General features: G+C 33.8%; 10 protein-coding genes. 2 read left to right on the forward strand and 8 right to left on the reverse strand.

The window, feature by feature from the left end:
• Positions 1-3 precede the first annotated feature (3 nt).
• Together ftsH and rsfS are read right to left on the reverse strand one after the other, a co-directional pair.
• On the reverse strand, positions 4-2,088 hold the full coding sequence (ftsH, locus tag ACP5P5_RS06070; RefSeq protein WP_428285212.1) for an ATP-dependent zinc metalloprotease FtsH: 2,085 nt from the start codon (positions 2,086-2,088) through the stop codon (positions 4-6).
• A 45-nt stretch (positions 2,089-2,133) separates the two neighbouring features.
• On the reverse strand, positions 2,134-2,541 hold the full coding sequence (rsfS, locus tag ACP5P5_RS06075; RefSeq protein ID WP_428285213.1) for a ribosome silencing factor: 408 nt from the start codon (positions 2,539-2,541) through the stop codon (positions 2,134-2,136).
• A 174-nt stretch (positions 2,542-2,715) separates the two neighbouring features.
• On the opposite strand from rsfS, the gene ACP5P5_RS06080 reads away from it, so the two are divergent.
• Entirely contained in the window at positions 2,716-3,492 is a 777-nt protein-coding gene (locus tag ACP5P5_RS06080) for a biotin--[acetyl-CoA-carboxylase] ligase (protein ID WP_428285214.1), read from the forward strand.
• A gap of 4 nt (positions 3,493-3,496) precedes the next feature.
• The gene (locus tag ACP5P5_RS06085) at positions 3,497-3,745 is read left to right on the forward strand and encodes a CBU_0592 family membrane protein (RefSeq protein ID WP_428285215.1); all 249 of its coding nucleotides are present in this window, start codon (positions 3,497-3,499) and stop codon (positions 3,743-3,745) included.
• Positions 3,746-3,874: 129 nt separating this feature from the next.
• Here the strand turns inward: ACP5P5_RS06085 and ACP5P5_RS06090 are convergent, their stop codons facing one another.
• The 6 genes from ACP5P5_RS06090 to ACP5P5_RS06115 all read right to left on the reverse strand — a co-directional run bounded on the left by ACP5P5_RS06090 (position 3,875) and on the right by ACP5P5_RS06115 (position 14,595).
• The gene (locus ACP5P5_RS06090; RefSeq protein WP_428285216.1) at positions 3,875-5,317 is read right to left on the reverse strand and encodes a PAS domain S-box protein; all 1,443 of its coding nucleotides are present in this window, start codon (positions 5,315-5,317) and stop codon (positions 3,875-3,877) included.
• Positions 5,318-5,335: 18 nt separating this feature from the next.
• Complete coding sequence (locus tag ACP5P5_RS06095) at positions 5,336-5,755, reverse strand: response regulator (protein WP_428285217.1); 420 nt, start codon at positions 5,753-5,755, stop codon at positions 5,336-5,338.
• A gap of 139 nt (positions 5,756-5,894) precedes the next feature.
• Positions 5,895-10,253, reverse strand: coding sequence for a PAS domain-containing protein (locus ACP5P5_RS06100; protein ID WP_428285218.1), 4,359 nt, complete (start codon positions 10,251-10,253; stop codon positions 5,895-5,897).
• Between the two features lie 108 nt (positions 10,254-10,361).
• Entirely contained in the window at positions 10,362-12,956 is a 2,595-nt protein-coding gene (locus ACP5P5_RS06105; protein WP_428285219.1) for a PAS domain-containing protein, read from the reverse strand.
• A gap of 948 nt (positions 12,957-13,904) precedes the next feature.
• Positions 13,905-14,069, reverse strand: coding sequence for a hypothetical protein (locus ACP5P5_RS06110; protein WP_428285220.1), 165 nt, complete (start codon positions 14,067-14,069; stop codon positions 13,905-13,907).
• Entirely contained in the window at positions 14,062-14,595 is a 534-nt protein-coding gene (locus ACP5P5_RS06115) for a hypothetical protein (protein ID WP_428285221.1), read from the reverse strand. Before ACP5P5_RS06115 ends, ACP5P5_RS06110 begins: the two co-directional genes overlap by 8 nt.
• Positions 14,596-14,694: the final 99 nt, after the last annotated feature.

The raw sequence follows: 14,694 nt of genomic DNA on the forward strand, positions 1-14,694 counted from the left end.
GGTTTATGCATCTTTTTGTTCTGCCTCGTTATTACCTGATATACCATCACCGGAAACCGCGGGTATATTGGTAGGAGGAACACCGCCAATGGGATCAGGTTCAACGGGGTTATCTAAAATTTTCTTTTCATCAAATGGTCGTTTACCTATCAGTTCTTCCACATCACTTTTGTGTAGCACCTCTTTATCTAATAAAGCTTTGGCTAATTTTTCAACTTCAGCTTTTTTCTCGGTTAGTAAATCGAGTGTTTTTTTGTAAGCCTCATTAATAATATTGCGAACAGCTTCATCAATCATTTTTCCGGTTTCTTCACTATAAGGTTTAGTGAAGGTGTTTTCCTGAGCAGGATCATAGAAACTTACATTACCAATTTTATCATTCATTCCATAAACAGTAACCATGCTGTATGCAATGCGCGTTACTTGTTGTAAATCGTTTGAGGCACCGGTTGAAATTTTACCAAAGAAAATTTGTTCAGAAGCCCTACCGCCTAATGTCATACAAATTTGATCCATCAATTGGTCGGTGCTGTATAAGTATTGTTCTTTGGGTGTGTATTGCGCATATCCTAAAGCAGCTGTACCACGTGGTACAATGGTTACTTTTAACAATGGATAAGCATATTCCAGGAACCAACCGCAAATAGCATGACCGGCTTCGTGGTATGCAATAATTTCTTTTTCGTGTGGAGCAATAATTTTGTTTTTCTTTTCCAATCCGCCAATAACTCTATCAATGGCGTCCTGAAAATCAATCATTTCAACTGCAGTTTTGTTTTTGCGTGCTGCAATTAAAGCGGCTTCGTTACAAACATTAGCAATATCGGCACCGGCGAATCCGGGGGTTTGTTCAGCCAATTTATAGATATCTAAACTTTCTGATACTTTAATAGGTGCTAAGTGTACTTTAAAAATGGCTTCACGGCCTTTTAAATCAGGTTTGTCAATAGTTATTTGCCTATCAAAACGACCGGGACGTAATAAAGCACTATCTAATACATCGGGGCGGTTAGTGGCAGCTAAAATAATGATACCAGAATCACCACCAAAACCATCCATTTCAACCAACAATTGGTTCAAAGTATTTTCACGCTCATCATTGCTCATAATGGCATTTCTTCCACGAGCACGACCAATAGCATCAATTTCATCAATAAAAATAATACAAGGTGCTTTTTCGCGGGCCTGCTTAAATAAATCGCGAACACGGCTTGCACCCACACCTACAAACATTTCTACAAAATCACTACCACTTAGGCTAAAGAAAGGTACTTGTGCTTCACCAGCCATTGCTTTTGCCAAAAGTGTTTTACCTGTTCCAGGAGGACCAATTAACAAGGCACCTTTGGGAATTTTACCCCCTAAGGCAGTATATTTTTTTGGATTTTTCAAGAAATCTACTATTTCCATTACTTCTACCTTAGCTTCATCTAAACCTGCCACATCGCCAAAGTTGATGTTGACTTTAGCGCCTTTATCAAACAAAGTAGCTTTTGATTTTCCGATACTGAAAATACCACCGGCACCACCGGCACCACCGGCGCCACCACCCATTTTACGCATAAACAATATCCATACCCCAATTACTAAAGCCATTGAAATTAGCGTGCTGAAAATAGGGCCGCCAAACCAGTCGGCATCATCGGTTGGGTAGGTTGGAACTTGTTGTACTTCTGGATGAGCTTTATAGAATTGATCCATTTGATCGTTAAACACTTTCCAATCGGTTACCTTAAATTCAAACACCGGCACATTTTTAAAGTCGGCAGGATTTAATTTACGCTTGAATTTTTCTTCATAAAAGGGTTTGGTAAGACTATCGGGTTTAATGTAAACACGGACCAATTCTTTATTTCTAACTAAATCTAATTTTTCAACATCACCTTTAGCCAACATATTTTGCTCCATGTCTTGTTGGCTAATTTTTGCTGATTCGGGTGTAAACCTTCCCCAAAAAGTGGAACCAATTAAAATGGCAAAAACTATCAGGTAAATCCAATAGATATTGAATTTAGGAGTCTTTTTATTTGGGGTACCGTCACCTTTATCAGAAAATGGAAATTTAGGTTTATTATCTTCTTGTGCCATATAATTTGCGCTTCAATTTTAAGTTTTTCTCTGTCAAAATTAGGGTTATTCTTCGCTGTGTGCCATAGCTGGTGCATCGCTCCACATTTCTTCCAAGCGGTAAAATTTGCGAGCATCGGGCTGCATAATGTGCACTACTATACTTACATAATCAATTAGTATCCAATGAGCTAACTGCTGACCTTCCTGGCGATAAGGCAATTCATCGCAAATTTGTTTTACCTGGTAATCAACAAAGTCAGCTATTGCTTTTACCTGAGTATTACTGCTTGCTTCACAAATAATGAAAAAGTCGGCAACCGCTTCCGGTATACTTCTCAAATCCAGGCTGGTTATATTAGAACCTTTTTTTTCCTGAATGGCGCTAATAATTGTTTTAAAAATTTTTGAATTCCGGTTAAGCCGCGAAACCTTTGATGTTTTTCGGTTATTAATTGCTGAAAGAGGTGCCAATAATCAGATAAATTTTAGTGAAAAAATGAATTTTAGTTGAATATAAATAAAACAATTGAACTTTAAAACAGTTTAACGCAAATTGCAATTTTACTTGAATTGAAGTTGCATTTTATAGCTGTTTGCATACACCAACTTGTTCATTTATATATTTGTGTCAAAAGTAACAATCTTTTGTCATCTAACAGCATTATACCTACCATTGGAGAACGTCTGATTGAACTTAGCAGTATTGATAGCACCAATAACTATGCCCTTCAGTACATTAAAAGCAATTTGGCGGAGCACGGAACAGTAATTTTTGCGCACGAACAAACGGCAGGTAAAGGCCAACGAGGCAAAAGTTGGGTAACTGCACCCAATAGCAACTTAACCTTATCGGCCATTTTAAATATGCGCTTCTTATCGTTACCGCAACAATTTTATTTTAGTGCAGCCATGGCCTTAGCAGTTCAACAATTTTTTAACAATTATACTGCCAACGAAACTGTCATAAAATGGCCAAATGACATTTACTGGAATGACAGGAAGGCAGGCGGTATTTTAATTGAAAACAGCATTTCTGAAAAAGGCATTTGGAATTGGGCTGTGGTAGGTATTGGTTTAAACATTAATCAAACCCAATTTCCTGATTGGTTACCGAATCCCGTTGCGCTAAAACAAATTACCGGCAAAACATTCAATTGCAAATCATTAGCCATTGAGCTTTGCTATTATTTACAAACTTATTTTGCACTGCTCCAAACTGAAAATTTTCAGCACATTTTAGCATTATACAACCATAATTTGTATAAAAAAAACTGCCAAGTTACTTTGAAAAAAAACAATGAGTTGTTTGAAACCAACATTATTGGCGTGAATGCAGAAGGACAATTAATTACAAAACGAATTGAAACTACCCAGTTGTTTAGTTTTGGCGAGATAGAATTGGTTATTCCTAAAAAAAAATAGCTTAATGATGAGTTTTACTTTTGCCGATTTTGTAGGCTTTACGGGAGTATTATTGTTACTATTAGCATATTTTATGCAATTGAGTAATATTATAAAAAAAGATAGCAACTGGTATATCGTTTTAAATATTGTTGGTGCAGCACTTTCTTGCATGGCCAGTATTTTAATACATTATATTCCTTTTGTTATTTTAGAATTTACTTGGATGTTAGTGTCCTTTTTCCCGTTATTGAAAAAGATAAAGAAAACTTAGTACAATTGACATTTGTTACATGAAATTCTGAAAAGCAAAATTTTCACCAACTTCAATTGTCTTAATATTTCGGATTTATTTATTGATTAATACAAAAGTTATTTAGCCCAGCAGTATTTTGATGTTTACTTAAAACGACTTGGTAGAGGATACGATATTGTTAATGGGGAAAGTGAAGGTAAATGACACACCTTTTTGTGTATTATTTTGTACTTGAAAGTGGCCATTTAACAAAGCAGTTCTTCGCTTCATAGACAAAAAACTACTTTGTCGTTGTAATACATCTTCATTAATTCCCACCCCATCATCAGCAAATACAATTTTCATTTTATTGTTTTCATTAAAAATGTATAATTCGGCATGGCTGGCATTGGAGTGTTTCAACAAATTATTAAAGCATTCCTGTATTATTCTATAAATGTTAAGTTGTGCATTAAAATCAAAATAAGGTTCAACTGCAAAATCAAAATCATAAATTATTTTGATACCACTGGCCTCAGAAATATTTCTGATTAAATCTGTAAGGCCTGCAAATAACCCATTATCAATTAAAGCTTTGGGCCTAATATTGCTAACAATATCTTTACAATCGCGAATAGATTTTTCCAACAAGTTATTAATGCTTTCTGCAATAACTTGATTTTCTTTTTCCACTGTGTTTCTAAGAAAGGAAAAATATACTTTCATTGCAATTAAATTTTGGGTTAGGCCATCATGTATCTCAGCTGCAAATCTTTCACGTTCCTGTTCCTCTATTGAAACAATATTGGCATATGCCTCCTCTAACGATCGTTTCAACAATGTTTGTTCTGTTACATTATGAGCCACCATTAAAACACAAGGAATATTATTATATTCAATAGCTGCTAAAAGTATATTAACTAAAAGTTTGTTGCCAGATTTTGTAATGTGGTTAAACACTACTTGCTGTTTTGATTTTTCACAATCAGAAAGTTTTTCCTTGCAACCGTTTAACAACTTTTCAAATTCATTTTTTTCAAACAGGTTAGAAATAACCATTTGCAAAAAGTCTTCATGACTGTAACCGTATGTTTTTTCAGCGGCCTCATTTACTTCAATAATTTGTAAAGATTGAGGATGATATACCCACATTGGTTGTGGGCTAAGCTGAAATAAACTACTGTATTTTTTTTCAGATTGCTGTAACAGATTTACAACTTTTGTTCGCTCAATAGTGTAAACAATACTTTTGTAAATAGTATCGGGTTGCAAATCATCTTTTAACAAATAATCGGCTACACCAAATGAAAGTGAGGTAACACTAAACTGAATATCGGCATATCCGGTTAAAACTATTACAGGAATATCTTTTGCTAATTTAACTACCTCTTTTACCAATTGTTCCCCATGTTTATCCGGCAATGATAAATCAAGCAAAATTGCTTGAAAAGAGTTTTCAGCTTGCAATAAATCAGCAGCTTGTTTAAAGGTAATGGTGCGAGTAATTATTACTTCGTCAAACCTATCACGTAAGTATTCATCCAATAATATAAAGTCGCCGGAATTATCTTCAATGACTAAAAGGGAAATGGATTTAAAAGGTTTTTGCATAATTGCCGAAAAAATTTTCTATGGTAAAGTAACAATGTTCATCCAAAAGTTTTCAATTTCTTTTACGGCATTTATAAAATCTTGTACATCAACCGGTTTGGTAATAAAACAGTTTACATAATTTTTATAGGCCATTTCAATATCACGCTCAGCAGAAGAAGTAGTTAGCATAATAACCGGTATTTGTTTTAAGTTCTCACTATTTTTTATGAATTGTAAAACCTGGTGTCCACTTTTTTTGGGAAGATTAATATCAAGCAAAATCAAGTCGGGTAATTCTATTGACGAACTGGCCGAATCTACTAAATAATCAATAGCTGATTTGCCATCCCTAACCACACTAATTTTTTTCACAATGCTACCTGAGCGCAAGGCTTCTGTAGTTAGTAAAACATCGCCTTCATTATCTTCAACCAATAAAACATGCAAATTTTTCATGGTTATGAATTTATCATAAGTAAATATAATGAATAAAGCCCATTCATAAAAGTAATATTTGATATTTATTTTTTTACAAAATTAAGCTAGCTATATGTCAGTAATTTAATTAATCCCTTTTATAAAAACTTTTAATGAATTATGCTAGTTCGGGCAACCAAACATAAAAATTGCTTCCTATACCGGGTTTTGATTCAACCCAAATTTTACCCCCTAAATGGTCAATAATTTTCTTTACTATGGCTAATCCAATTCCTGTACCTGAATAATGATCTTGTGTGTGTAATCGTTGAAAAATAACAAATATTTGTTCTAAATAGTCAGATTCAATACCAATGCCATTATCAGCAATTGTAAATAACCAACCGCTTTTTTCAGGAACTGCATTTACCAAAACTTTAGGAGGTTCATTTGCTTTTCGATATTTAATAGCATTATTAATTAAATTATTAAATATTTGAATTAAACTGCTACGGTAGCTATAAATTTGAGGCAATTCACCAATTTGTATGATGGCACCAGACTCTTCAATTTGGTTTTTTTGCATAGCGCATACCTCTTGAAGCAATTGATTCATGTTTATTGTTTCTTTTTTGGTTTTTGTTTTCCCAATTTTTGAAAATTCTAATACATCTAAAATTAGTTGGCGCATTCGTTTGGCGCCATCGGTAGCAAAATGAATATATTGTTTACCCTGCTCGTTTAACTGGTGTTGATATTTTTGTTCTAACAAACTTAAAAAGCTGGTTATCATGCGCAAAGGCTCCTGTAAGTCGTGCGAAGCCACATATGCAAATTGCTCCAGTTCGCGGTTGCTTACTGCTAAATCGTGAATATGTTGTTGTAAAGAAAGTTCATTGATTTTTTGTTGATGAATGTCTTGAATACTACCATAAATTTTTACGCATTTATTTTGAACCCATTCGGAGCGCCCAATACAACGCACCCATTTTTGATTCCCGGTATAAGTTGTTATTAAAAATTCATCATCAAAATCAACAGCATTTTGTATTAACTGTTGCACACACTTTTCTATTTTTAATTTATTTTCACCTTTGAAAAATTCATACCCTTTAGTAAGAGCAGGCACATAATGTTCCGGCACTTCAAATATTTCGCGGGTAATTAATGACCAATACATTCGCTCATTACTTTCGTCTATCAAATTCAATTCCCAGCTTCCAATTTTTGCCATTCTGGATGTTCGTTTAGCCAACTCTTGCAGATTGTGTTTCTCGGTAATATCCATTATTATCGAATCCCAAACAATTGAACCATCTGCACGTTTTTGCGGATTACCAAACCCTTCATGATAGCGCAGGCTTCCATCTTTTAAAACATAGCGAAAACTTATATGCCAAGGTGTTAAATTTGTTGCTGACTCTATAATTGATTGCCTCACCAACTCAAAATCGCCACCTTGCTTTATTCCCTCCCAAATAAGTTCAATATTATCCATGCATTGCTGTGGGGTTAAATACCATATTTTATTTGAACCGTCACTCACAAACAAAAGATTATCAGAGCCATCCGGTTTAAGATGGTATTGAAAAATAACACCCGGTGTATTATTGGCAATATTCTTTAGCCTGCTTTCCATCATTACCCTTTCATGAATATCTTGTATACTACCAAATACACGAATACAGTTACCATGATGGGTATCGCATTTCCCAATAATTCGCACCCATTTTTCGTTGCCATTTTTAGTAACCAGGGGCACTTCTAAATCATAGGATTGAGCATCTTGAATAGCATTATAGAATGTGTTACTTACTAATTTGCGAAAGTCGGAGCGGTAAAATTCTAAGGCTGCATTTACATTAGGTTCATAACTAATGGGTACTTCATGAATTAATTTGGTCATTTCAGACCATTTTAATTGTTGTTTTTTTACATCATATTCCCATGCACCTAGTTTTGCCAATTGATTAGCGGTTTGCAACAATTCTTCTAGTTGCAACATTTCGGTAATATTGCGCCCATATACAAACAATAAACCTTGTTCTCCATATGCAAGTGATGTTTTCCATGATATAGAAATATATTGCCCAGAATTTGTTCTATATCGATTGATGAAATTACTGCTATGATTTATTGTAATTGGGTTTTGTAAAAAGTACTGTTGCGTTGTTTGTTCATCATCAGGATGAACGAATGCAGTAAAAGGGTTTGCTGTTAGTTCATGTTCAGAATAACCTAACGCAGTACAAAATGCCTTATTAACTTTAATGAAATAACCATTAGGTGCCAAAATGGCCAAATAATCAGTTGCTGTATCAAAAAACAACTCCAATTGTTCTTCCTGTTGCCTACGCTTAATTTCCCCACCCAAAAATTGTCCTAAGGGTTTGTATATTTTATACTTTATATCATTTATGTGAATATTGTTTGTTGAAGCTAACATTAGTACCCCTATAAATTCATTTACATCGAACAATGGAATAGCTAAAGCCGATTGCAATTGTACTTGTTTAGCACTTTCTCTTCTAATAAAAAGTTTGTTTTCAGTTATATTATCTAGCACCTGCCACTGCTCGGTTTTCCAAACTAAACCGGGTATACCTTCACCTATTTGCAATTGTTGTAAATATTTTGAATGAGTATGGAATTGAGCAAATTGATCATTACTTGCATAGGTAGAAGCTAACTGCAATACATTTTTTTGGTAATTCAATAACCACAACTCAGCAATTTGAAAAGTGCCATAGTTAGCTAAATAGTTCAAAACCTGCTGCATTTGTTGTTGCAGACCCGCTTGAGATTTAAAGAAAAGCCCTAACTGCTGTTGTACACTTTGCTGTAACTCATTTATCTTAGAAGCAGATATATCGCGTAATACGCCAATCATTCTAACAGGCCGGCCATTTTCATTTCGAATTAAATACCCAATTTCTTCTACATAAACAAAAGCACCATCCGCACGTTTAAATCTAAATTCTTTTTTCCAGCTATTTTGGACTTTATCGTTTAAAAAATCTTCCCAACTTTTTTGGTTTACTTCTGCATCGTAAGGATGCATTAAAATTGCCCAATCAATTAACCGAAATGTTTTATTTGTTTTTTCAAATCCAAATATTCTATAAAAACTATCCCCCCAATAAAATACATCGTTTAACACATCCCAATCGTACAAAGCATCATTGGTGGCTTTATTGATGAGTTGGTACCGTTCATTGTTTTTTTGAATATGTTCAATATATTCAAACTTAACCAATAAAACACTTAACAAACGTTGAGCACGTGTTATGGCCTGTGTTTCTATTGGTGACAAGCCTTTTTCACTGTTAAAGTAAACTAATAAATTAGCAATTATTTTGCCGGAAGAATTTAAGATGGGTTGTGCCCAACAGGAACCTAAGCCAAATTGCTGAGCAAGGCCGGTGAAATTGGCCCAACGAGCTTCCGTTAAATTTTGCGTATGAACAGAAGTATGCGTAAAGCTATTTTTTTCGAATTGAATACCCGACTCATCGCCTACCCATGTTCCATTAACAGCATTAATATAATTTTGAGGCATTGAAGGAGAAGCAATATTCAATAATTTTCCATCCTCAATTTTTACTACCGATGTTTTTAAGTTTGAGAAAATCTTTTCAAAATCGGTTAAATATGTTGAAAGTAAATGCTCTACCGTTATGCTTTCGCCAAAGCTTAATGTCATTGCATTTTTTTCAATTTTATCTAACTCTTTATAGTAGAATTCCGCTGTAATGTCCTGAATAGCACCTACCACACGAATAGGTTGTCCTTTTTCATTCCGCTTGATAATAGCCCTATCCCGAACATATGCATATTCTCCATTTAATTTTCTAAATCTAAATTCCTTCAGCCATTTTGTTTCGGTAGTTTTAAATGCCATATGTCTAAAGTCAGACAAAACAGCATCGCGCTCATCAGGATGGTATAAAGAATTGAAGTATTCATTATTGTCTTTCAAATTTTTGTTTGCTGATGTGCCAAAATTTTCAGCAAAGCTTTCCCCTAAAAACATTTCATGGGTAAGGGGGTTATAATCCCAAACGCTTTCATAACCCGCCTGAAATACCATTTCCAATCTTTCATTTAATTCTTGCAAATGAAGTTTAGAGGTTATTTCATCAGAAATATCTTGAAAAACACCCACTAATTTTTCAGGTTGGTTTTGTTTATTGAAAATGATTTTTCCGAAAGAGCGTATATGCTTAATGTTCCCACTTTTTGTGATAAATCGCTTTTGTATTTGATAAGCTGATTTATTTTTTATAGCTTCTTGCATTGTTTGAATGGCGGATGCTCTGTCCTCGGGGTGTATTACTTCAATTCCTTTTTCATAGGTTACTTCAAATTCATTAGGCTCAAATTCTAACAGTTTAAAAACCCCATCGCTCCAATATAATATATTAGTAATAAGATTTAATTCCCAGCTTCCGGTTTTAGCCAGTTCTTCTGTTTGCATCAGCAACAGTTTTTCACGGGCAATCATTTCATTATTTACACTTAATGAGTCCTTTTGCATTCGAATGAAAATTTTTTGTGTTCCAAGCCGGTAATATGTTACTTGCGTTCAATTAACAAGTTAATCATTTTTTAAGAACAAAGTTTGTTATTTGCTTTGAAGTTGGTCTTAATATTCATTCACCGAATTTGGAAAAGTAAAGTAGAAAGTACTTCCCACATCCGGTTGTGAGGTTATCCAAATTTTGCCCCCAAAATTTTCAATTATTTTTTTGGTGATGGCTAACCCTATACCACTTCCACCATATTCATCTTTAGTATGTAATCGTTGAAATATAACAAAGATTTGTTGAAAATATTCTTCGTCAATTCCTATTCCATTATCTTGTACACTAAATTGCCATTCATTATTTTGTTTGGTTGCATTAATTTGAATAATGGGCGGCTGGTTGATTTTACTATACTTTAAAGCATTTTGAATTAAGTTTAAAAACACTTGACGAACAGGTGCTTTTGGTAAAAAAAGTTGTGGCAAATTATTATACTGAATGGTTGCTTGTTTTTGTTGAATTTGCTGTTGGTATAACAACTTAATTTCTTCAACAACATCTTTAATGGCAACATTTTCTGCCTTTTCATGAATACGTCCAACACGTGAATAGGCCAATAAATCTAATATAATTTGGCGCATTCGGGTAGCCCCATCCACTGCAAAATGTATATAAATTTTTGCTTGTTCATCTAATTGCTTCGAATATTTCTTTTCTAATTGGGTTAAAAAGCTGGTAACCATTCTAAGAGGCTCTTGCAAATCGTGTGAAGCAACATAAGCAAATTGCTCTAATTCTGCATTAGAAGCCGCCAATGCCAAGGTTTGTTTCTTTAAATCATCATTTAGCAGTTGTAGTTGTATGCCCACTTTTTTAACTTCCGTAATATTTTTGGCATAACAAGCCACCCCGGTAATTTCACCATTTGATGACTTAATGGGATTTAACGTAACTATATTGTGATTAATATTTCCTTTAAAATCGGCAAATGAATCTTCGAAACTAAAAGACTCGCCCATTAATGCACGGTGATAATACATTTCCCACTTTTGCAATTCATTTTCATTGAATGCACTTTTTAAAATATATTCACCTTCATTTATGGGTGCACCGCTAATAATTTCTATATAATTAACAAATGCTGAATTAGCTGTTATTAAATTTAAATGTACATCTACAGACCAAATAAAATCATCAGTAGCATTAATTAATGCATGTAAGTTTCTCTGTATTCTTTTTATTTCATTGGTATGCTGCTTTTCATGGGTAACATCGCGTGATGCACCAATTATACGAATGGCTTTTCCATTTTTATCGCGAATAATATAACCCCTATCATAAATAATAGCATAGGTTGCATCTGGTTTAATGAAGCGATATTCATCTTCCCAAAAATTAGCATTAGGATTCTTGTACAATTCAGCTCTGTCATCACTTATCCGTTTCCAATCGTCGGGATGAACATGGGTGGCCCAAAAAGGATCAACTTCTTCGGGCTTCAGGGGTTCATAGCCTAATAATTGTTCTAAAATTTTTCCGGGGCGGGTAACGGTATTTTTTTTCAAGTCCCAATCCCATATACAATCGTTGGTAGCTTTGGCTAATAAATCATAACGCTCATTACTTTCTACAATGGCTTGTTCGGCTATTTTTTCTTGAGTAATATTTCTGAAATAGACCGATAAACCAATTGGCGTTGGATATACACTTATATCGAACCATTTTTGAAGTTCATGATAAAAATCTTTAAAATGAAATGACACTTTTTCAGCCATAGCCTGATGATAGTATTTCCAGGAATCAGAATGTTGATAATTCTCAAAAACAGTCCACAGACCTTTACCTATTATATTTTCTTTCTTAACCTGTAATAATTGCTCGGCCATTCTATTCCAATATGTTACTTCCCATTTTGTATTAACAGCAAAAAAGCCATCTCCTATACTTTCTAAAATTGTATTCCTTTCTTCATATAATTTTAGTAATTCTATTTCAATTCGTTTGCGTTTATCAATATCTTGAAAGCTGCCATATACCCGCACACATTTCCCATCTTTAAACTCGCCACGGCCAATAGTTCGAACCCATTTGGGATTGCCTTTATGCGTAATAATTTCCAACTCCTCATCCCAAGGAGTTCCCTTTTCTATACAATTGTATACACGCTGTGCAATAACTGACTGATTTTTTTCTCCATTAAAATAACTTATACCGGTTAGTAAATCCGGCTCATAATCTGGTGGCACTTCACGAATTTGTTTGGTAATGGGCGACCAGTATACTTTGTTATTAACCACATCTACTTCAAAACTGCCAATTTGCGCCAACTCATTTGATTCGTTTAATAGTGATTTTAATTGTTCATTTTCCGTTATATTTTGCAATACCCCAATTATGGCAATTGGTTTGCCATTATCATTATATTTTATTTTTCCAATTGACTTTACGTGAATAATTTGTCCGTTTTTATGAACATATCTTTTTAAGGTGTTAAAAGGAGTACCATTTTGAATAGATACATACATTTGCGCTAGTGAAGTAGCCCTATCGTCGGGATGTATTAAATCTAACACCCGCTTAATACTTAAGCAGAACTCGCCGGGGGTATAGCCCAACATTTGGTATAATCCATCTGACCATTGCAGAGTTTGGGTACCAATTTCATATTGCCAAGTACCAAAATGCAACAACTGTTCAACCTCGTTCAAAAGCATAAGTTATAGTGTTTATCCATCAATAGAATGTTTGTTTTAGGAATTACCGTGCATAAACTTCCGAAAAGCCTGGCATTCCTTTTATTTATTTTTTATAATTTTTACATGAATTGGCATTCAAAAAAACACAGAAGAAAATGAAGGATTTTGTTGTTATGGCTGCCAACCTATAATATCATCAAAAAAAACTACAACTTCAATACTCCTTTAATTGCCCATTTACAAAAATTACATTACCCCGGCCGTGCCATCCACACATACAAGTAAAAGTTGCGGTAATTTACCAGCTTCCAAAAATATTTAGGTTTTGGCATAGTATTGGAGTTACTTGAGTCACTATTCATGAACTAATAATGATTTAAAAATACGCATTGCAGGTAATATAAAGAAATGAAAGTACCCTATTGAACAACATTTATAGCCGCTGCTTTTGTCATTAATTACAAAATAGGTCTGTATTTGTAAAGCAAAAATTAACAAAATAAGTACTTTTTTGGAGGGGGCTATTTACAATTTATGCAACTGGTAATAATAGCCAATTAAGCCATACATAAGCCGCTAGTAAGCCGCACATAAGCCGCTGATTAGCCGTACTATATTTTATGTGGCAGTTCCGTAGCTTAATAAGCTATTTAAGTTTAATAGTAACACTACTAAAACTGTACAGATTAATACACCCATAAATTATATAGCAATTAATAATTCAATAATTTAACCAATGTTACAAATGCCCAATAAAAAAAGGATGCCTAGAAAAGCATCCTAGTATTCCTATTTACCCCTCAACTAAAACTTCATCAACATTATGCAAGTTTTAGAAATTTTTATTTACATAATATAGTCTAAGTACAACTAACAAGTGTTGGCTATTTGAGTATAAGTAGCACCTTTAGGATTTCTAAACTGAAAAGGCATTCTTTTCCAAGGTGCATAATTAAGTTTACCTATCTACTTATCATTAAAATATTGTTTTATTGAAAGCAACATTTCCAGTGAAGCAACCCAATCTTTGCTCCCTTGCATTTTAAGATAATAAGAATTATTGTAAGCAGCTAAAATATTATCATCAACAAGTGTATTTTTTTTTGCATAAAACCTAGCAGAATCAATCATATAAAGAAAGAATTTTGTAATGATCAAACTTGTCACGCTGAAATATGGCTTCTAAAGTTAGATTTACACTATAATTAAACCAGTCATTTGCTTCTTTTGAGAGCAATTTATTTTTATAAGTCCAATACCAACAACTATCGTCAGCTTTAAATTCTCCATATATTACAGTTAAAAATGAAATAGCATCACGGCTTGCCTCTGTTTGCAATTTTTTGTGGAATTCTGCTATCTGCACTGCACTATTGGCTAAAGCAATTGCATTTCTATAGTCTAAATTGTTGAGGTACAACTTGGCTTTCCAATGATATAACTTTATCAGTAACTCAATTTGATTTTGTTTTTTGGCAATATAAGAAGCTTGATTAAGCAGTGCATCTCTGGTTGCTATTTGTGCACTACTCAATTTCATAGACTGCTTCCACAATTGAATGATTTGTAAACTATCATCTGCCGAAGCAGCCATTACATGGTAGCTTTTAAAATCCAAAAAGAAAAGTAACAGTAGAAATGTTGGCTTACGCTTCATTTCATAAAAGGGGTATTATATAAGATGAATTAGTTTTGGCTTTCAGCACTTGATTATATTTAAATATATTAAAACAAGCTTAACTTCATTTAAACACTT

Source organism: Hydrotalea sp. (assembly GCF_049968455.1).
Classification (GTDB): domain Bacteria; phylum Bacteroidota; class Bacteroidia; order Chitinophagales; family Chitinophagaceae; genus Hydrotalea.

Bases quoted from the DNA above. Each gene is read 5' to 3' on its own strand.
- ftsH (WP_428285212.1), bottom strand. From the start codon at position 2,088: ATGGCACAAGAAGATAATAAACCTAAATTTCCATTTTCTGATAAAGGT.
- ACP5P5_RS06085 (WP_428285215.1), top strand. From the start codon at position 3,497: ATGATGAGTTTTACTTTTGCCGATTTTGTAGGCTTTACGGGAGTATTA.
- ACP5P5_RS06090 (WP_428285216.1), bottom strand. From the start codon at position 5,317: ATGCAAAAACCTTTTAAATCCATTTCCCTTTTAGTCATTGAAGATAAT.
- ACP5P5_RS06095 (WP_428285217.1), bottom strand. From the start codon at position 5,755: ATGAAAAATTTGCATGTTTTATTGGTTGAAGATAATGAAGGCGATGTT.
- ACP5P5_RS06100 (WP_428285218.1), bottom strand. From the start codon at position 10,253: ATGCAAAAGGACTCATTAAGTGTAAATAATGAAATGATTGCCCGTGAA.
- ACP5P5_RS06105 (WP_428285219.1), bottom strand. From the start codon at position 12,956: ATGCTTTTGAACGAGGTTGAACAGTTGTTGCATTTTGGTACTTGGCAA.
- ACP5P5_RS06110 (WP_428285220.1), bottom strand. From the start codon at position 14,069: ATGATTGATTCTGCTAGGTTTTATGCAAAAAAAAATACACTTGTTGAT.
- ACP5P5_RS06115 (WP_428285221.1), bottom strand. From the start codon at position 14,595: ATGAAGCGTAAGCCAACATTTCTACTGTTACTTTTCTTTTTGGATTTT.